The sequence below is a fragment of the Amycolatopsis decaplanina DSM 44594 genome (assembly GCF_000342005.1).
Taxonomy (GTDB): domain Bacteria; phylum Actinomycetota; class Actinomycetes; order Mycobacteriales; family Pseudonocardiaceae; genus Amycolatopsis; species Amycolatopsis decaplanina.
Window position 1 is genome coordinate 364,601 of the sequence record NZ_AOHO01000074.1, and the last position, 19,317, is coordinate 383,917.

Sequence of the window (19,317 nt, forward strand, 5' to 3'; positions counted from 1 at the left end):
TCACACATCTTTCCCTTCAGGGCAAGGAATTCTGCCCGTCCGGTCACGTCCAGCCGAGCGGGGTGACCTCCGCCGCCGACGTCCACGGGCCGCGTCCGCCCGCCTCGGTGAGGGCGCGGAACCGCACATAGCGGGCCTGGGTGGGCCAGCATCGAAGGGTCTTCCGGGTCGCGTCGTCAGGGAAGGTACCCGTGGCGACGGGACTTCCCCAGGCTGACCCGTCGGTGCTCAAATAGACCTCGTAACCGCCGACGCGGCCGTGGGCGGAACCGTCCTGGCGCGGCAAGTAGACCAGGCCCGTGACGGTGCGGACTGCGCCCAGATCGAGGTGCAGTTCGTGGGGCAGCGGGTCTTCCCCGCCGGACCACTTGGTGTGCCAATGGGTGGCGGGATCGCCGTCGACGGCGTTCGTGGCGGCGCCGGACTCGCCCACGGTCTCCTGGCTGTCGGCCGAGCGGACGGTGGCGGCGAGCGGCCCGGAGCCCATGACCGGGTCGCTGATGGTCTCGGCGCCGGTCTCGACATGGCCCGCGAAACGGCGAAGGAAGCCGTCCGGACCTTGAACAGTAAGGTCGTACCAGCCGCCCATGCCGCCTTCGATGCTGAACCAGTCCTCGACCGTCGCGCCTTGGGCGACCGAGTACGTCCACGGCCCACCGCCCCGGTTACCGGTCCGCACGGTCAGTTCGCACGCGGCGCCCGCGTTGGTCATCTTCAGGTACACCACTCCGGAACCCGGCCGCAGCACGACTTCCGGATTCGGCTTGCCGCCGGTGGTCGCGGTGATCCGGTTGCCCGCGAATCGCCGCAGGAAGCCGTTGGGACCGTGCGCGGTGAGGTCGTACGCGCCGTCCGGGGAACCCACCTGCCAGTAGTCCGAGAGCGTCGCGTTCCCTCCGAGGGTGTAGCGCCAAGGCCCATCGGTCCGGTGCGCGTTGGCGTACACGTAGAAGTGGGCGCCCGCGGCACCGGTGTTGGCGAAGTCGATCCAGAACCGCTCGGCCGTCACCCGCCCCGAAACCTCCAGCCGGTAGGGCAAGGGCCGTGCCGTCCGCACCCCGGTCTCCGCCACGGGAAGCTTCTGCACGGAAGGCGGCTGCGGCTGGGTGTTCCACGGCCCGCTCGTCGGCACCGGCTTGGTCAGCGCCGGATAGGTCGCGTTCGGCGCCGTGGTGTCCAGCGCCGAGGTCAGATCGCCGCAGACGGTGCGCCGCCATGGCGAGATGTTCGGCTCGGCGACACCACTCCAGCGTTCCAGGAAGCGCAGCACGGAGGTGTGGTCGAAGACCTCCGAGCACACCTTCCCGCCCCGGCTCCACGGCGAGATGACGAACATGGGCACTCGCACGCCCAGCCCGATCGGCTCAGCGGAGACGAATTCGTCGGTCGTGGCGACGGAACTCTTGCCCTCGTCACCGGAGGCGGGCGGCGCGGGCGGCGGCATGTGGTCGAAGAAGCCACCGTCCTCGTCGTAGGTCAACAGGAACAGCGTCTTGTTCCACACCTCGGGTTTGGAGGCGATCGTGTCGAGGATCGATTTCACCAGATCGGCCCCGGTGTTGGGTCCCCACGCGGGATGTTCGGTCTGCGATTCCGGCGCGACGATCCACGACACCGACGGCAACCTGCCCGCGTCGACATCGGCCTTGAAGGCGCTCGCCAGCTGCTTCGGCGCGACCCGGGCCAGCCCGCGATCGTACAGAGCGCGCTCGGTCGCGGTCAGGGTCGCCACGCCGGTCGCCAGTCCGTCGAGCAGCCGGGTCCGTTCGGCGGCCGAAGCCGAATCCAGGGCGTAATAGAAGTACTCCAGCTTCGGGAAGGCTTTGCCCGCGGAGTCCTTCACCTTCGACAGAGCCTTGCCGCCGACGGCCAGGAAACTGCTGAAATAGTCCAGCGAATTGTCGCCGTAATTGTCCCATTCCTGATAGACCCGCCAACTGCGGCCCGCGGTCTGGAGGCGTTCGGCGTAGGTCTTCCAGGTGTAGCCGGTGTGCCCGGGGTTCTGCCAGGCGTCGTTGCCGATCGCGCGGGTCGTGCCGTCCGGCTCGTAGCCGAGTTTGCCGGTGAACAGGTACAACCGGTTCGGGTTGGTGGGCCCCATTTCCGAGCAGTGGTAGGCGTCGCAGACGGTGAACGCGTCGGCCAGCTCGTGGTAGAACCGCAGCGCCGAACGCGTGTGGTAGGTCAGCGAGCGGACGCCCTTGGCCGCACGCCACGCGTCGTGACGGCCCTTGTTCCACGCCCGGTGCCCGCCGGACCAGCTGTGGTCGACGTCGGCCATGAACTGGTCGTCGATCGCGTACGGCAGCAGGGTGCCCGCGCCGTCGGGCTGCTGGAAGACCGACGCTCCCGAAGGCAATTTGATCGCGGCCGGATCACTGAAACCCCGTACGCCGCGAAGCGTTCCCAGATAGTGGTCGAACGACCGGTTCTCCTGCATGAACACCACGACATGCTCGATGACGTCGAGTCCGCCCGTCGGCGCTTCGGCGGCGAGCGCCTCCCGGACGCTCGCCGGGAGCAAAGTGAAGGCGGAAGCCGCACCAGCGGCCTTCAGCAGGGTACGACGGCGCACGAAGCCCTCCAGGAATTGCCTTGAACCCGTTCGATCGTGTTCGAAACTGCACTTTTGCGGCGGCTATCGAGCAGATAGAAGCATATGGATCTGATCGGTTCAAGGGTTCCGGCCACGGGCTGCATGATCGGAGCAACATGACGCGACTTTCGGATGGTGACACGCCTCGTGAGTGGTAAGGACGGTTCTAACCGTCCTTACCACTCACGAGGCCTCACCACTCACGAGCCGGACGACCGGACAAGGCCGCCACTGAAAGCACCATGACGACCGGCCAGATCACGGCCACCATCGGGGCTCCCCCGAAGGTGATCGCCGTGATCGAGGCCGCCGTCGCGATCAGCCCACCGACGGGTGACACGTAACAAAAACCCAAAGGACCAAGGAAGAGAGCCCACAACAACGCCGTCTTCACCGATTTCGCGGGCGGACGGGGAACCGGATACCGCCCCGGGCCGAGGACCTCGTGGTCGTCGCCCTGATACCACCCACCGGACATCAACGGCGGGTGTGGCGCGAAGAAGGCCGGTCTTCGGCCGAACGCCTTGGGCGTCCGCGGATTCTGCCCGGCCGGCTCGTGCCGGTGATCCTTCGGCCGTCCCATGACACTTTCGGCGCTGCGCATGACATCCTCCCCCGTCGCCGGCCCGAGGCCTGGTGAAGTCACCCCTTGCCTGGCACAATTACCGTTCGCGGTTCGAAACTTCCGGGTCGTTCTGCCCACTGACCATGCTGACGAGTCGGGGGAGGGGCTGATGCGTCAAATGGAACACAGCGCGATGGAATACAGCGCCGATTCGGCTCCCGGGGATCCGGAGGGCCGGGATGACCGGTTCCTCCGCGGGTGAACAAGGGGGGCTCGGAACCTGGCGGCGGCTGACACCCGCGGAGCAGTCCGCTCTTCGGCGCGCCGGCCATGTGAAGGTGTGGCGGCCCGGCCAGATCCTCGCCCTCCAGGGCAGTCCGCCCACGAGCATGTTCGTCGTCCTGCACGGCTGGGTGAAGATCAGTGCCACCAACTATCGCGGTGAGGACGCCCCGCTCGCCGCCCGCGGCCCCGCCGAAATCGTGGGCGAACTGGCCCCGATCAGCGGACTCCCCCGTTCCGCAACGATGTCGGCGATAGACGAGGTGCACACCCTCGTCGTGCCTAGGGAGAGATTCCTCGGCGTGCTGCGCGCCCAGCCGCGGATCGCCGAGGAGATCTTCCGTACCGCGGCGATCCGGCTGCAGCAATCCGACAGGCTGCGTCTCGAATCCGGCGGCCCGGATTTCCCGCAACGCCTCGCCGCCGTTCTCCTGGAACTGGCGCTGCAGCACGCCGTCGACTGGACGGCCGAAAAGCAGGTCGATCTCCGCTTCAACCAAGGGGAATTGGCGGGCTTCGCGCGGGTCTCGCGCAGCACCCTGATCCGGGGCCTCGAAGAACTCCGGCGACTGGGTGTGGTGCGCACCGCGCGCCAGCGAGTCACCATCACCAGTCCTCGCACGCTACGGGAATTGGCGGCCGGGCGGCCACCACCTGCCACTGAGGCCTGATCAGGCACGAAATCTCGGCTATCCTGGTCGAGGTTCAACTCTCGCAACCGTTTCACGGGTGGAGGGAATCGGCACGATGAGTTCATTCTCGGCAAGCACCGAACCGGATATCGAATCGGCGTTGATCGATCTCGACGCGGTCTCACTCACCGCGTTACGAGAGCTGGACAGTGAAGCCTTCCGCCATTCGGCGCACCACGTCGTCGAACGCACCACCCTCGTCCGCGCACGCTACAGAAGCGACAACAACTCCGGGGGCGGCGAGCGGATCGACTGATGCCGCCATCGGCCGAGGCTCGCCCCGCGTTCCACCGTTTGTCATGGCGAGACTTGGACTCGCTCGCACGCCTGGACGGCGACGAGGATATGGCTCGGCGCCTGCGACGGGCCGAGCGGAGCCGGCGCAAACTGTTGATCCACTCGTTGTTGACCGAGGCAATGAAGGCGCCGGGCCACTCGGGCCCCCTTCCGGCGCTGGATTCCGCCTGGGAACTCCTTGCACGTGCCGAAGCACGAGCCCCGCGAGCGGTGAACCGGATGCTTACCAATCCGTACACCGGCAGCTGGGCAGGTTATACGACTCGTCTGCTGCGCAACGGAATCGATGGAGTCGGTCCTTTGTGGGTGCACCTTGGGCACGCACACGCGATCGCCGCGGCCGCGGCGATCCGGGCGGAGCTGGACTTCGAGACCGCCATCCCGGTCTGGCACGGAAGCGCCATGATCCCTTCGCTCGGCATGGCCAGATTTCCGGACGACGGAACGTTTTCTTCGGCTGCCGTGCGAGGCGTGAACGGCCGGTACTCCGTGTCGAGCGCCGGAACGACGGTCCGCCTGCCGGACGCGCCCGGCTCCGATGCGCCGGGCTGGTGGGGAATCCGGCGGGTACGGAGCCAGGTCGGCGCGCACCGGTTCTCGTTGTGGCTGGACGACCTCGATCCTTATCGCGGGCTCTACGAACCGATTCCGCCGGAACGGTTGCCGGGCAAGGACGTGGCGGATTGGCAGCGGCTGATCGACGAGGCCTGCCGTCTGGTCGCCGCCCACCTGCCCGGTTTGGCCCGCATCATGCCCGTGGGATTGGCGTCACTGGTTCCGAAACCCCGGGTGTTCTTCCGAAATCCGAGCGCGTCGACGGGGGAAGCGTTCGGCAGCGCGGTGGTCGGCCTGCCCACTGACGGCGCGTCCCTCGCCGAGACACTGATCCACGAATTCCAGCACATAGTGCTCGGTGGTCTGCTGCACCTCGTCGAGTTGTACGAACCGGACCCACGGGAACGGATCTACGTGGCATGGCGGGACGACCCGAGACCCGTGAGCGGCGCGCTGCAAGGCGTCTACGCCTTCTTCGGCGTCACAGCGTTCTGGCGAGCGCTGTATCAGGCCGACCAGAGTCCGCGGCGCTCCGGCTTCGAATTCGCCTACTGGCGGGAGCGGACGTGGCACACACTCCGAGTCCTGCGCGCGGACTCGACACTGACCGACGCCGGCCGACGTTTTCTCGACAACATCGCCGAACGGCTCGGGCCATGGCAGGGCGAGCCCGTGTCGACGGAGGCGAGTGAACTCGCCATGGCCGCGGGCCGGGATCATCTCGCGGGATGGCGTGCCCGGCATCTGCGACCGGACACGTCCGTGGTCGCCGAACTGGCGGCGGCGTGGCTCCGCGGACGGCCAAGGCCTCCCGCCGTCATCGACGCGACCAGCCTTCCCCCGACGCCGGTGCCGGACGGAAGCTGGTCCCACGCCAGAACGGACCTCATCAGGCTCGCAGTCGGCGGCACGGTGATGCCGACGGACGGACAACCTCCGGCGGTTCCTGGCGCCACCGCCGCGGATTTCGCCTACGTGGCGGGCGATTTCCTCTTAGCCGTCCAGGGCTACCGGGCGGAACTCACCGTGGATCCGGACCGGCCGAACTCGCTGGTCGGGCTGGGCCTCGCGCTCTCCGCACGAGGCCTCCATCCCGCCGCCCGCGCCTTGCTGCATTGTCCTGAACTCGTCCGCGCGGTACACCGGCCCTTGCGATCCGGTCCCCGGCCGCCGACTGTGGAAGAAATCGCCTCCTGGATCGGGCAAGTCGTACCAGGGTGACTCACATCAGGATCGGGTCGATGTCACAGTTGGCGCGGGCGCCGCGGCCGGCCGCCTGCGTTCCGGGGTGGGCCTCGCCCAAGATCCGGCGGTATCGCGCCAGGATCGGGGCGCTGAACGGCGCGGCCTCGTCCGTCCGGCCGAGCGCGGTCAAATCCAGGCCGAGGTTGAAGGACGCGGCCAGGACCGTGGGATGGTCCTCGCCGAGCACCTGTGTGCCCCGCTCGACCGCGTCCCGTCCCAGTTCGACCGCCCGGTCGAGTTCACCCAGTTCCGACAGATCACTCGCCAGGTTGATCGTGGCGATGACGGCATAGGGATGATCCGGGCCGATGGTAGCCCGGAGCTGCTCGAGGGCACGCTCGTCGAGGACGCGGGCGGCCGCTGGGTCGCCCTGCAGCCGCAGGGTCACCGCGAGGTCGGCGTTGGCCGCCAGGGTGTGCGGGTGGTGCTCGCCCAGACCACGCCGGTAGCGCTCGAAGGTCTCCTCACCGAGCTTCCTGGCCGCGGCCAGATCACCCGAGTGACGGAGATCGATCGAATGGGCCAGCGCGGAGGCCATCGTCGTGCCGTGGTCGTCGCCGTAGGCGAGCCGGAACCTCTTGAGGACGTCCGTGGACAGGCTGAGCGCCCCGGGGTGGTCGCCGTCCTTCCTCCTGGCCACCGCGAGCAGCAGCGAGTTGCCCGCCGAGTCCAGCTGGTCCGCGCCGAAACGGGCGATGAAATTCTCCGTGAGCCGCTCCTGCTGAATCCGGGCCTGGCCGTATTCACCCGCCTCCCGCAGATCCACGTTCCGCGCGCTGTTGACACTGAACGTGCGGACATGATCACGGCCGAGGACCTCGATCCGCCGCCGTAGCGTGTCCTGATCCAGCTCCAGCGCCTCCCGGTAAGCGCCGCCCAGCCGGAGACTGATCGCGTGCTGATACGCGGCGTGCAACGTCTCCGGATCGTCTTCGCCGAACAGCCGCTTGGCCTTGTGGTAGACCTCTTCGCTCAGTTTGGTCGCCGCCGCGAAGTCACCCTGTGCCCGGAGGTCGATCGTGATGTTCCGCTGCAGAGCGAACGTCTCCTCGTTCTCCTCACCGGAAATCTGAAGGCGTAGCGCGAGGGTGCGCTGGTTGAGCTCCGCAGCTTCGGCGTACCGGCCGATCGCCCATAGATAAAGCCCCAGCCTGGCCGAGACTTCGAGCGTCTGCGGATGCGTGGGGCCGAGAGTGTCGGTGAGCCGCTTCCGCGCTTCGATGCCGAGACGGGCCGCCTCTTCGTGATCGCCGTACTCGAACAGGTAGCGCATCAGGTTGATGTGGAGCTGACGCGGCCAGTCGTTGTCGCAGTCCAGGACGTTCGCCGCGTAGGCATGCGGCAGCAGCTCGCGGTAGCGCGACCAGTGCCTGCTGGACTCGGGATCATTCGGATCCAGCGCGGCCAGCAACTGATGCGCACCATGCTGCATCCGCGCATGCACCTGCCGGGCCATCACCCGATTACGCAACACCAACTGCACCAACCGGTGCAGCTGAAGCGTGTTGTTACCATGATCGATCTTCGCCAGACCATACCGATTGATGTCACGAATCGCCCGTGCCAGCTTGATCGGATCCCGCAACGCCGCGTCCAGCTCCGGGGAGATCGACACCCGATTCACCCCGGTCAGCAGATCACGCGAAATCGGCTCCGGCGAAAAGAACGCACAAATATGCAAAATCTGATGAGCCGCCGGATTACGCGTCTTCAACTCCTCGAACGAAACATTCCACGCCGCGGCGACGGAAACCTCGTTGTCGGGCGCCGAGGCGGTGTCGAGGATTTCCTCCACCGATTCGTCGAACAGGCGCAGGTACTCCTGCACCGGCATCCCCGTCACCGCGCGCCACGCCGCCGCCTGCTCCACGGCCAACGGCAGGTCCCCGAGCTTCTCGGCGAGCTCGTCGGCATCGGCCGGGTCGATCTCCGGGCCCCGGCGGCCGAGCAGCTCGACGCTTTCCTCGCGTTTGAACACCGCCAGTTCCAGCGGGCGTGCGATACCCGCCCAGTCGGAGTTCCGCGAGGTGATCAGGATTTCGCCGGGGCCGTTGCGCGGAAAGAACGGCAACACGGTCTCCGGGCTCTCCGCGGCGTCGAACACCAGGAGCCAGCGACGGAACGGCCGTCCGGTCCGCAGCGCCTCGATGACGGCGGGGACCGCGACGCTGGCCTCGGACGCGCCTTGCAGGCCCAGGGTCCCGGCGAGTTCGGTGAGACCGGCGCGGATCTGGGTGGTGTGGGCGGCGTCGATCCACCAGACGAGGTCGTAATCCTGGAGATGCCGATAGATGTACTCGGCGGCCATCTGGGTCTTGCCGATACCGCCGAGACCGTGCAGCGCCGAAGGAAGCACGGCGGTGGTGCCACTGCTCAGCCGCTTGGTGAGCTGGTCGAGCAATTCGTCGCGGCCGGTGAAGTTGGGGTTGCGCGGTGGTACGTTGCCGAAGACCAGCGGCGGATCGTCGGGCTGACGGGTGGGGAAATGCCGCGAGGTTTCCGACGCCGAAGGGTGCACGATCCGGGTCGTCGGCTCGTTCGCTTCGGGCTCGCTGAGATAGGACGAGCGTCCCTGTTTCTCAGGTGTCGAGGCAGGTGGACGTTCGGCCGTCTCACGCATCTTTGGGCTCACAGTCTTCTTTATTGATTCAGGTACGGGTACGACGAGGTCCAGGTCTTGTACCGCGTTCCGTAGCCGGTCAGCCCGGGACAGGTACGGTCCGGAAAGGGCGCGCATGAGCGCGCTTTCCAGTTCCACATCGGCCGAGGACTCGCGGGTGAGGTCCGGATCCGGTGTGTTGTTCGGGTCGGCGATGGCGTCCCGGAGGTGACCGAGCAGCCTGATCCGGTCACCGAAATGGGTGGCGGCCACTCGGACGACACTGGCCGTTTCCGACCGTCGCGCGCCACTGAGCAGCAATTCCCGGACCGCCTCGGGAAAAGCGAAGACCCCATCTGTGTCCCAAGTGGATTTGCCTTCCCTGAGTGCGGGAGCGTACATCATCCCCGAAAGCAAAAGCTCGAGGAGGTGCTCCACGCCCGCTTCCGGCACGAACCGTTGACCGACCAGCTTCGCCACGTCGAGACGGACCGGTACCGCCGCGAGTAACTGTGCCAAGCGTAGCGCCGGCGGCGACGCAACACTGCGGAATCTGTGCACTCTTTCGGCGGGTGACAAAGTTACCGGCGGGTCACCGGAATCGGACTGGGAAATCCGTTCCGTGGCGAGGACGACCGTTCCTTCGACGGCGGCGGCGTTTTCGCCGGTCATCAGTCCGGCCCACCAGCCCAGCGGCCGGGGCCGCAGTTCGAGCACCGGTACCGGAACGGTGTGGCCGGGTACTTTCGAGCCGGGTTCGAGCCAGGCGTCCGCGAGGTCGCAGCCCCATCGGCCGTTGGGGGCCAACGCGTTCGGCACCCGCAACCACGCCTTCCGCGGGTCCATGCCGCACCGGCCCCACAGCCATTGCGGGAGCAGGTGAACGATGCTCACCGGCATCTTCCTGCCCCACCGCGCCAGCATCGGGTACAGCGCGTCCTTCTTCTGCCAGGCCTCGCCGACACCGTCGGTCACCAGTAATACGGCACGCCGCCCCGACGAATCCACGATCTCGTCCGGGTCACGGGCGGGCGCACCGGGCGTACCACCACGAAGAACGAGATCCTCTTCGTCGTCCTTCGCGGTTTCCAACAGGCGGATTTGAATGGTACGGAAAGCACCCACTTGCCGGAGTAATTCGACAAACGCGGACACCCTCGGCCGCCACAAGGCCATCGACGGCCCATTGTCGAGGACGAGCGTCAGGTCCAGCCAGCGCTCTTTTCTCGATCGGGTGACCGGCCACCACCGGCCGGTCTCCGCGACCCGGACGGCGGTGGCCACTTCGTCCAGGACCACATCGTTGTGTCGGCGCGAGGGCATCTCTCGTTTCAGCCTTCTGAGCGCGCGGAAGTACTCCAGCGATTCGAGGAGTACGACTCCCCCGGGTCCGGTGCCGTCCACCGCGGGTTCGGGCAGCGCACCGGGGACGGCCTCGATCCCGACGGACTGACCGTCGTCCTCGTTCGGAGGCATCTCGTTCGAAGGCGCGGTCTCGGAGATCTGTGACGACCGCGCCTCGGGAAGCGCAGGGATCTCGCCGCGCTCGGCGGGCGCGTTACGGATCCGCACGTCATCGGACGTCCGCTCCGGCTCCTCGGCCGGAGCGGATCCGCCGTCATCTCTCCGCGGAGAGATGACGGCGGCCAGCCACACGATGTCCGCGACCTCGGTCCAGTTCAGGTCTTCGAAGCCGGACCGCTTGACCTCCTGGGAGAAACCGGCCTTCCGCCGCTCCGCCACCGGGGCGGAACGCGAGTCGGACACACCGCCCGGCCCGTCCATGTCACCGCACCGTCAGTCGTTGCCAGAGAGCGTCCACCAGCCGCGGCCATGCCTCCTGATCCGGCTGGTACGCGCCCGACGTCGCGAGATAGACGGCGTCGAGCAGCCTGTCGGTGGGGAGCCCGCCTTCGGCCTTGCTCCGTTCGGCGAATTCGCGGATGAGCCTGTCCCGGTGTTCGCCGTTCTCGCCGACCAGATGACCCGCCACGATCGCGGCGAGCTGCTCCTCGTCCGGGTTCTCGATCCGCAATCGCAGGCAGCGGCGGAGGAAGGCGGGCGGGAACTCCCGCTCTCCGTTGCTGCTCATGATGATGATCGGGAAGGCGTGGCAGGCGATCCGGCCGTCGCGGACCACGGCGGTGCGCTGCGGGTCGGCGGTGTGCACGGTGACTTCGGGGTGCCGGTTGCGCACGCGGGCCAATTCCTCGATGGAGAATTCGCCGTCCTCGAAGATCGACAGCAGATCGTTGGGCAGATCCGCCTCGGATTTGTCCAGCTCGTCGATCAGCAGTACCCGCGGCAGTCTGCTGGGGAGAAAAGCGGTGCCCAGCGGACCGAGGCGGACGAAATCGCCGATCGGTGGCTCGTCGGCTTCTCCGCCGCGCTGGGCCTGACTCGTCGCCGCGGCCTGGACCCGGCCGATCGCGTCGTAGCCGTACAGCCCGGCACTCAGCGCGGTATGACTGGTGATCGCCCAGCGCAGCACCCTGCCGAGGCCGAGTTCCCTGGCGATCCGGTACGCGAGGCTGGACTTCCCGGTCCCCGGGTTCCCGGTGACCAGCAAGGGACGCCGCAGATAGAGGGCGGCGTTGACCATGTTCAGTTCGTCGGCGTCGACGTCCTGCTCCGAAAGCGTGAACGCGGTACCGAGACGGCGTTCCGCCTCGCCGTCGTCCGGCGGCGGCACGTCGTTTTCCGGTGGCGGGTCACCGCGATACGAACGCCACGGCGGCGGCGCGGGCAACAGCTGCGCGAGGTCGATGTCGTGAATAGGCCTGCCGGTGCCCCGATAGATCCACCAATCGGGTGCATCGAGTCGAGGCGTCCGGCCGTTCGCGGCCGCGTCCTGATCGTTCCCGCTCATCCGCGGCATCCCCTTACAGTCGAGTCGGGATCAACGGCTGGTCCAGAACGATCACGCGTTTGGGGTCGTCCCACATTACCACCAGATCGTGAGCCAGAGAATTCTTGAACGGTACCGCCGCACCCGAATTCGCCAGTTTGCGGCGATCCGGAAGTTCGATAAAACCGCTGTCCGCGGCCAATACCCAGTCGAGCAACTCGCGCAGGCTCTCCGGCTCGGCGTCCGGATGCCAGAGCACCACCGGCAGGCCACTGCGGAGCGCGCTCGTCAGTTCGTCCGGCGCGGCGCCCGGTTCCGCCTGGGGCGACGGGGGTTTCGCCAATACCATGCCGACCCAGTGGTCGTCGCTCAGTATGGCGTCGATCGGGTGATCCTCGAACTCCGCGCACCCCGAATAATGCAGCCGGTCGGCAGCGGGGTCCTTCACCATCGAATCCCAGCGAACATGCCATGCGCGATGCCAATGCCTCGCCCGCATCCTCTCCAAAGACCGTATCCCGAGCCGGTACCCGTAGCGCAACGGCTGAGGCTGACCGGTTTCGTGTTCCTTCGCCCACCGCTGCACGGGCAAATTGATCAACGTCCTCGGCAGCAGGAATTCCACCGACGCGGACATGCTCTGGCCGGACCAGACGCCCTCAGTCTCCAGGATGACGTCATCGACCCTGAACTCGACCTCTTCTATTCCGATTTCGCGCACTCCACCGAGCGACGGCGGCCAAACCTCCGGATCGTCCTGTCGCCAGAATGCGAGCGTGCACCGCGTCGGATCCGCGGAAAGCGGTTCGAGCATGATCATCAAATGCAAATGGGGCCGCTCCGGAATCGGCGGCCTGCTCTGCCGCTGGTGCCCGAGGGCGGGACCGAGCCGCAGCGATCGGGCCTGATCGGCGATCCAGCCGGCGATCACGGCCCCCGGCTCCCCTTCCACGCTTTCCGCCAGCAGGCGCAGAAAAGTCACGGCGGGCGGGATGCCGTCCGGGCCCGCGTTGAAGTCGGTGAGCAGGTGAAAGGCGGCCCACGCGTCGGTGATGCCCTCCAACCGGGGCAACGGGACCGCCGGACCGAGCGCGCGGCTCATCATGACGGCCAGATGGGGGACTTCCATCCGGGTCAGGTGCCGGTGCAGGCCCACCAGATCCTTGCGGGGAATCAAATCCAGAACGGCGCCGTTCAGGTCGGCCAGAAACAGGTCCTCGGCGGCCACCACGGCCGGATCGGGCGGTTTGGAGACCGGCGCGGTGACGTCCCCGTGCAGCCGCAAATAAGCCGTTCCGGTGAAAGTCTTCACCGAAACAGGTATCGGACGGTACAACTCGGGCAGCAAGCCCGGGTCCTTCTCGATCACGTCGGCGAAGAAACGCTGAGAAGAGATGAACGCGATCATCCGATCGGATTCCGCGAACGCGTCCTTCGCCAGTTGCGCGTCCAGAATGCGGAAAGCGATGTCGACCGCGTCCCCCACCCATCCGTTACCGTCGTTGAGCACCTCGCCGGAGTTGAGGCTCACCCGCAGCCGCATCTGCGCTTGCGGCGTCCGCGTGTGGTTGTACCGGCGGAGGGCGACCGCGATACGATCCGGCAGCAGGTCGGCGACGAGGCTTTTGGTCGTTCCCGGCGGAAGCAGGATCAACGCGCCGTCACCGCGGTCCTCGTGCGCGCAGGAATCGAAGTCGACGCCGCTTTCGGCGAAAGCGGTCTTCAACACGTCGTACATGCCTTGGTGCACGGCGAGCTTGTCGAGCCGGTTGCGGTCCGGCGCGGTGAAACCCACGACGTCCACCACGACGATCGTGCGGTCGAGAGCCTGCGTCGGTCGCGCCACTGGCCCCCTCCCAAGGTCCACGGCGCCGAACCTCCGGCGCCGACCGCCACATTATCGCGTCAATCGGCCCGGGTTGAGTGTCATTTGACAAATACGGTCCCGCTCGTGAGCGGTGAGGACGGTTCTAACCGTCCTCACCGCTCACGAGCCCCACCACGTTCCGTCGCCCAGGTCAGACGCCGGCGACCTGCTGGATCCAGCTGCGGTAGCGGGTGATGTTGGTGTAGGCGGTGTTGTTCGACCGGTCGCTGGTCGAGGCGACACCGACCTGGCGGCCGCCGGAGAACATCGGGCCGCCCGAGTCACCGCCGGCGGTGATGCCGTCGACGCGGTTCGCGCAGACCGCGACACCGCCGTTGTAGTCACCGCAGCTGACCGAGTTGACCCGGACGGTGGCGACCTTCAGGTAGCGGGACTGGCAGTTGATCTCCGAACCGCACTGGCTGGTCGCGCCCCAGCCGTAGACCTGGACGTTCTGGCCGACCGCGACGTCGCTCGTGGTGCCGAGCGGCGCGTAGGTGGCGTTGACCGAACTGGTCAGCCGGACGATGGCGAGGTCCGCGCCCGAGTGGCGGGTGATGCTCGCCGCGGTGGCCATGGTGCCGCCGCTCTGCTGGTCGAGGCTGCCGATACGGAACGTATAGCTGCCGCTGCCGGCCACACAGTGCTTGGCGGTCAGGATGTGCTGCGGCGCGATGATCGTCGCGGTGCAGTTCTGCTGGCCGTTCACGAACAGCCGGGCCGCCCAGGGACCGCTCTGCGCGTACTGGCCGCCGATGATCATCGGTTGCACGCCCGAAGGCTCGGCGGCGGTCGCGGCGGGGGCGGTCGAGCCGAGCAGCGCCATGAAGGCGGTACCGGCAAGCAGGACGAGGGAGCGCAGTCGCATGTTCCGACTCATTTCTGCGGCCGGCTTGCGGCCGCTTCAGCGGGGACGAACGCGCTGATTCTGTTTGGCGCCAAGGGAATCCGGTAACCGACGAAAGTTCGCGCGGGCTACCTATTTATTTCCATGACGGCCGGAGGAGATTTTTGAGTATGCGGTCGAAGATCATTAGGTAGCGCTTCACTCGCCGAGCAGCCGCCAAGCGGTGAGGGCGAGCCTCGCCCGCGTCAGACCGAGCGGCGCGGTCAAGTCGATGGCCAGGCTTTTGCCGATCTGGGTCAGCCGGCGCGCGACGCTGCTGTGGTGCAGATGGAGGGAATCGGCGGCCTGGCGCACGGAACCCGCCTCGCAGTAGGCGTCCAGCGTCCGCAAGTCCTCCGGATCCGCCGCCAGCTTCGTGATCGCGACGACGTCGGCGTTGGCCCGCGCGTCCTCCTCCGGGATCCGCGCGAGCAGTGCCAGCGCTCCGAGGTCGCCGTAGTGGATCACCGGACGGCGCGCGGTCGTGAACCGCAGCGCGGTCCTGGCGTCCTGCCAGGACCGGTGCGGGCATCCGGCCTCTCCGATCCCCGCCCGGACGTCTTCCGGAAACCGGGCCGGATCCACCGCGGTGGCCAGGATGATGCCGAGGCCGGTGAGTGACGCGGCCTTGACCGGACGGCCTTGGCAGATCAGGCTCCCGATCTTCTCGAGCGGGATCCCCGACCGGACGGCGACCACCCGGATCGGCGCGTCGGCGGGAAAACCCAGCAGCCGCAGGGCCCGGTTGCTCGCGGCGTCGTCGCCGGCGCTGATCACGAGTTCCACCAGCGCCGGATCGGCCATGGTGGTGCGGGCCGGTCCATACCGTTCGACGACCGTCGCCACGGCGATCGCGAGCCGGTCCAGTACCGCGTCGTCGAGGGCGCCCGGCTCCCCCTCGCGTTCCAGCCAGACCGTGCCGATCTCTTCGTCGTCGAGGGTGACCGCCGTCGTGGAGGACGCGGGCACGGAGGCCGGAGCGGCTTCGCGTCCGTCCGGCGCCATGCGGATGGTGCGTCCCGTGCTGTGCAGCCGGATGCCCGTCACGCATTCCGCCAGACCCGCGCTGGCGCGGGCGAGCGCGGGGAGATCGACGCGTCGCCGCATCAGGGTGTCGTAGAACATCACGACCCGGATCACGCCTTCGACATCGGGATCCAGATGCGACAACCGCGCGGCCAATGCCTCCATGTCCGCGAGCCTACGCGGCGATCGTCGCGCGAAGGGGCGTTCACGCGCGACGGATGGCGGCCGTCCTCCGGGCCGGAAACCGGAAGAATCGTGGTCATGGATCCCGAACTCGAAGCCTTCATCGCCCTGTTCCCCGCGGCGAAACTCGACGACCCGATCGCGGACCGCGCGAACTTCGCGAAACTGGCCACGTCGGTGCCGCGACCCGACACGTCGGCCATGGAGGTCGAGGACCGGACGGTGCCCGGCGAGCCCGGTGTCCCGATCCGGATCTACCGGCCGCGTGAGGCGCAGGGCGCCATCGTCTGGATGCACGGCGGAGGCTGGGTCATGGGGAATCTGGAGACCGAACATCCGTGGGCGGCCCGGATCGCCGAGGTCTCCGACGCGGTGGTGATCTCGGTCGGGTACCGGCTGGCGCCGGAAAACCCGTTCCCGGCCGCGCTCGACGACGTCTACACCGTGCTGAACTGGACGGCGGACCACGCGGCCGAACTCGGCGTCACCCCGGACCGGATCGCGATCGGCGGGCACAGCGCGGGTGGCGGGCTCGCGGCGGCCACCGCGCTGCGAGCCCGCGACGAAGGCGGACCGCGGATCTGCTTCCAGCTGCTCAACCAGCCGGGACTCGACGACCGGCAGGAGTCGTGGTCGGCGCGGAACTTCACCGACACCCCGTGGATGAACCGCGCCAAGGCCACCGCGATGTGGCGGTACTACCTGGACGGCAAGCCCGCCCCTTCGCCGTATGCCGCCCCGTCGCGGGCCACCGATCTCTCCGGGTTGCCGCCCGCGTACATGGCCTCCGCCGAGCTCTGCCCCAACCGCGACGAGAACATCGAGTACGCGCTCCGTCTGCTGCAGGCGGGGGTTTCGGTCGAGCTGCATCAGTGGGCGGGCACCTTCCACGGGTCGCAGGCGATCCTGTCCGCCGAGGTGTCCCGCCGTCAGATCGACGAACTGGGCGGCGTCCTGCGCCGCGCGCTGGCCTCGTCATGACGGCACCCACGGCGGCCCGGCCGCTGCGCCCGTTCGCCGGGTTCCTCGAGCTGCAAATCGCTTGACGCCACGCGGGAACGGCAATGCACTGGGCCGATGAAGATCCGTTCCACGACCGCCGAGGACTACGACGTCTTCGTCGACACCATGTTCACCGCTTTCGCCCGTTTCCCGGACACCGCGGCCGAGACCTGGTCCGCACTCGAAATGGACCGCGGCCTGCTCGCGATGACGGCGGAGGGGCGGCCCGTCGGCACGGCCGCCGCGTATTCCTTCGAGCTCACCCTGCCCGGTGAGGTCGTCGTCCCGGCCGCCGGGGTGACCGCCGTCGGCGTCCTTCCTTCGCACCGGCGGCAAGGCGTGCTCAGCGCGATGATGCGGCATCAGCTCGCCGAGTTCCGGGAGCGGGGCGAGTTCCTCTCCGTCCTGCTCGCGTCGGAGGCCCTGATCTACCGCCGGTTCGGCTACGGGCCGGCGACCTACACCCGGCGTCTGACGGTACAGCGCCATCAGGCCGCCTTCGCCGTCCCCCGGGCAGGCGGGGCGGCCGCCGGCTCGATCGAGGTGCTGCGCCGTGCCGAGTGCGGCGAGATCCTGGAGGAGATCTACGACCGGTATCGCCGGGCCCGGCCCGGCGCGCTGTCACGGCCGCACCGCTGGTGGGAGGCGGGAGCCGGGCAGCCGCCGATCTCCCGCACTCCGCGCCACATCGCCGTTCACCGTGACGCCGAGGGCGTCCCGGACGGGTACGCCTCTTACTCACTCACCGAACCCAGCACCTTGACCGTCGACGAGACCATCGCCGTCGACGACGAGGTTTCCACGGCGCTGGCCCGGTTCTTGCTCGGACACGACCTGATCAGCGAGGTCGTGTTCAAGCACTGCCCGCCCGACCATCCGCTGCGGTGGCAGCTCGAGGACTTCCGCGCCGGCGAAGTCGGCGGCGACACGGACTGGCTCTGGGTGCGGCTGCTGGACATCCCCCGCGCGCTCACCGCACGCGGCTGGTCCACCGACGGCGAGATCGTCCTCGACGTCGACGACGCGGCGCTCGGCGAGCACGGCCGCTATCTGCTCACCGTCCGGAACGGCGAGGCGGACTGCGTCCCGGCGGAGCGGGAACCCGACCTGTCCCTGGACGTGAGCGACCTCGGCTCGATCTACCTCGGCGGCACCGCGCCGAGCACGCTCGTGCGGGCCGGGCACATCCGCGCCCATCACCCGGACGCGGCCGCGCTCGCCGACACTCTCTTCCGTACCGAGCGAGCGCCGCACTGCCTGCACTGGTTCTGATCGCGCGAGGAGCACGGTCTCAGAGCGCGGACGTTCGTTGACACCCCGTAGTGCCACTGCTCTACTCGGACGCATGCTCTGTACGGCCTGAAGCAGTGTCCGCTCACTTTCGGGAAAACCCGGGAATTCCGGGCGCTCCGCCCTGCCCGGAATTCCCGTTCGCCCTCGCACAGAACGGAATTCGCCCATGACCACGACCGAGAACCGGGTCCGATCCGCCAGTGAATGGCTGACCGCCGCGAAGAAGGTCGCCGCCGAACTCGCGGTGGACGCGGCCGAGCGCGACCGGAAGAACGAAACGCCCTACGCGGAAGTCCGGCTGCTCAAGGATTCCGGCCTGGTGACGCTGCTCGGCCCGGTCGAGCACGGCGGTGGCGGCCAGAGCTGGGAGACCGCCTATCGCGTCATCCGCGAGGTCGCGCGCGGCGACGGCTCGATCGGCCAGCTGCTCGGCTACCACTATCTCTGGGCCTGGGCCGCGCGGCTGGTGGCGACCGACGACCAGATCGCCGCGGTCGAAGAACTGTATACGCGGAGCAACTTCGTGTTCGGCGGCGCGGTCAACCCCCGCGACTCCGACCTGAAGATCACCGAGGACGGCGACGAGATCGTCTACAACGGACACAAGTCGTTCTCCACCGGCGGCAAGGTCTCCGACCTGACCGTGCTCGAAGGCGTCCTCGAAGGCACCGAGGACCACATCTTCGCCATCGTTCCGTCCACACAGGACGGTATCGTCTTCCACGACGACTGGGACAACATCGGTCAGCGGCTCACCGAATCCGGCAGCGTGACCATCACCGACGTGCGCGTCCCGTGGGCGAGCGCGGCGGGCTACGTCGACAAGAAGTTCCGCCCCTCGACCTACAACACGCTCAACGTCCCGGCGATCCAGCTGGTCTTCACCAACTTCTACCTCGGCATCGCGCAGGGAGCGCTGGAAACCGCGCTGGCATACACGCGCGAGCACACCCGCGCGTGGCCGTACGGCGGCGACAACAAGAAATCCGCCGGCGAAGAGTGGTACATCCTCGAGGGCTACGGCGATCTCCAGTCGAAGCTGTGGGCCGCCGAGGCATTGGCGGACAAGGTCGGCGCGGCGATCTCGGCCGTGTTGCACGCGCCGCGCGAAGAGCTCACCCCTGAGGCTCGCGGCGAGATCGCGGTCCTCATCGCCGCCGCCAAACAGCGCGCGATCGACACCGGACTCGAAATCGGCTCGAAGATCTTCGAGCTGACCGGTGCCCGCGCGAGCGCCACGAAATACGGCCTTGATCGCTTCTGGCGGAATCTGCGCACCCATTCGCTGCACGATCCCGTGGCCTACAAGCGCCGCGAAGTCGGTGCCTACGCACTGCTGAACGAACTCCCGCAGCCCACCTGGTACACCTGAGCCCGGCCG

At 67.8% G+C, this 19,317-nt stretch carries 13 protein-coding genes; 6 read left to right on the forward strand and 7 right to left on the reverse strand.

What is annotated here, in order from left to right:
- Positions 1-43: 43 nt before the first annotated feature.
- Positions 44-2,575 carry a phosphocholine-specific phospholipase C gene (locus H074_RS31735; protein WP_007034178.1) on the reverse strand — a complete coding sequence of 844 codons (2,532 nt, stop codon included), beginning with the start codon at positions 2,573-2,575 and terminating at the stop codon, positions 44-46.
- 214 nt (positions 2,576-2,789) lie between these two features.
- Positions 2,790-3,200 carry a hypothetical protein gene (locus H074_RS31740; protein ID WP_007034179.1) on the reverse strand — a complete coding sequence of 137 codons (411 nt, stop codon included), beginning with the start codon at positions 3,198-3,200 and terminating at the stop codon, positions 2,790-2,792.
- A 200-nt stretch (positions 3,201-3,400) separates the two neighbouring features.
- Between H074_RS31740 and H074_RS31745 the strand changes: the two genes are divergently transcribed.
- The 3 genes from H074_RS31745 (at position 3,401) to H074_RS31755 (ending at position 6,208) form a co-directional block, all read left to right on the forward strand.
- The gene (locus H074_RS31745) at positions 3,401-4,114 is read left to right on the forward strand and encodes a Crp/Fnr family transcriptional regulator (protein ID WP_007034180.1); all 714 of its coding nucleotides are present in this window, start codon (positions 3,401-3,403) and stop codon (positions 4,112-4,114) included.
- Between the two features lie 76 nt (positions 4,115-4,190).
- Positions 4,191-4,391 (forward strand): hypothetical protein, encoded by a 201-nt coding sequence (locus tag H074_RS31750; protein ID WP_007034181.1) that lies wholly within the window; start codon positions 4,191-4,193, stop codon positions 4,389-4,391.
- 260 nt (positions 4,392-4,651) lie between these two features.
- Positions 4,652-6,208, forward strand: a complete 1,557-nt coding sequence (locus tag H074_RS31755) for an HEXXH motif domain-containing protein (RefSeq protein ID WP_235096922.1) — start codon at positions 4,652-4,654, stop codon at positions 6,206-6,208.
- A gap of 1 nt (position 6,209) precedes the next feature.
- On the opposite strand, the gene fxsT is transcribed toward H074_RS31755, so the two are convergent.
- From fxsT to H074_RS31780, 5 genes are all read right to left on the reverse strand, one after another.
- Positions 6,210-10,616 (reverse strand): FxSxx-COOH system tetratricopeptide repeat protein, encoded by a 4,407-nt coding sequence (gene fxsT, locus H074_RS31760; protein ID WP_007034183.1) that lies wholly within the window; start codon positions 10,614-10,616, stop codon positions 6,210-6,212.
- 1 nt (position 10,617) lies between these two features.
- On the reverse strand, positions 10,618-11,700 hold the full coding sequence (locus H074_RS31765) for an AAA family ATPase (protein WP_007034184.1): 1,083 nt from the start codon (positions 11,698-11,700) through the stop codon (positions 10,618-10,620).
- Positions 11,701-11,713: 13 nt separating this feature from the next.
- Positions 11,714-13,525, reverse strand: coding sequence for a VMAP-C domain-containing protein (locus tag H074_RS31770; RefSeq protein WP_007034185.1), 1,812 nt, complete (start codon positions 13,523-13,525; stop codon positions 11,714-11,716).
- A 172-nt stretch (positions 13,526-13,697) separates the two neighbouring features.
- Positions 13,698-14,414: a S1 family peptidase gene (locus H074_RS31775; protein ID WP_007034186.1), complete on the reverse strand. Its 717-nt coding sequence runs from the start codon at positions 14,412-14,414 to the stop codon at positions 13,698-13,700.
- 177 nt (positions 14,415-14,591) lie between these two features.
- Positions 14,592-15,623 (reverse strand): PucR family transcriptional regulator, encoded by a 1,032-nt coding sequence (locus H074_RS31780; RefSeq protein WP_039923756.1) that lies wholly within the window; start codon positions 15,621-15,623, stop codon positions 14,592-14,594.
- Between the two features lie 96 nt (positions 15,624-15,719).
- On the opposite strand from H074_RS31780, the gene H074_RS31785 reads away from it, so the two are divergent.
- The 3 genes from H074_RS31785 (at position 15,720) to H074_RS31795 (ending at position 19,308) form a co-directional block, all read left to right on the forward strand.
- Positions 15,720-16,622, forward strand: coding sequence for an alpha/beta hydrolase (locus H074_RS31785; protein WP_007034188.1), 903 nt, complete (start codon positions 15,720-15,722; stop codon positions 16,620-16,622).
- Positions 16,623-16,718: 96 nt separating this feature from the next.
- Positions 16,719-17,915 (forward strand): GNAT family N-acetyltransferase, encoded by a 1,197-nt coding sequence (locus H074_RS31790; protein WP_007034189.1) that lies wholly within the window; start codon positions 16,719-16,721, stop codon positions 17,913-17,915.
- 187 nt (positions 17,916-18,102) lie between these two features.
- Positions 18,103-19,308 carry an acyl-CoA dehydrogenase family protein gene (locus H074_RS31795; RefSeq protein ID WP_007034190.1) on the forward strand — a complete coding sequence of 402 codons (1,206 nt, stop codon included), beginning with the start codon at positions 18,103-18,105 and terminating at the stop codon, positions 19,306-19,308.
- The last annotated feature ends 9 nt before the right edge of the window (positions 19,309-19,317 follow it).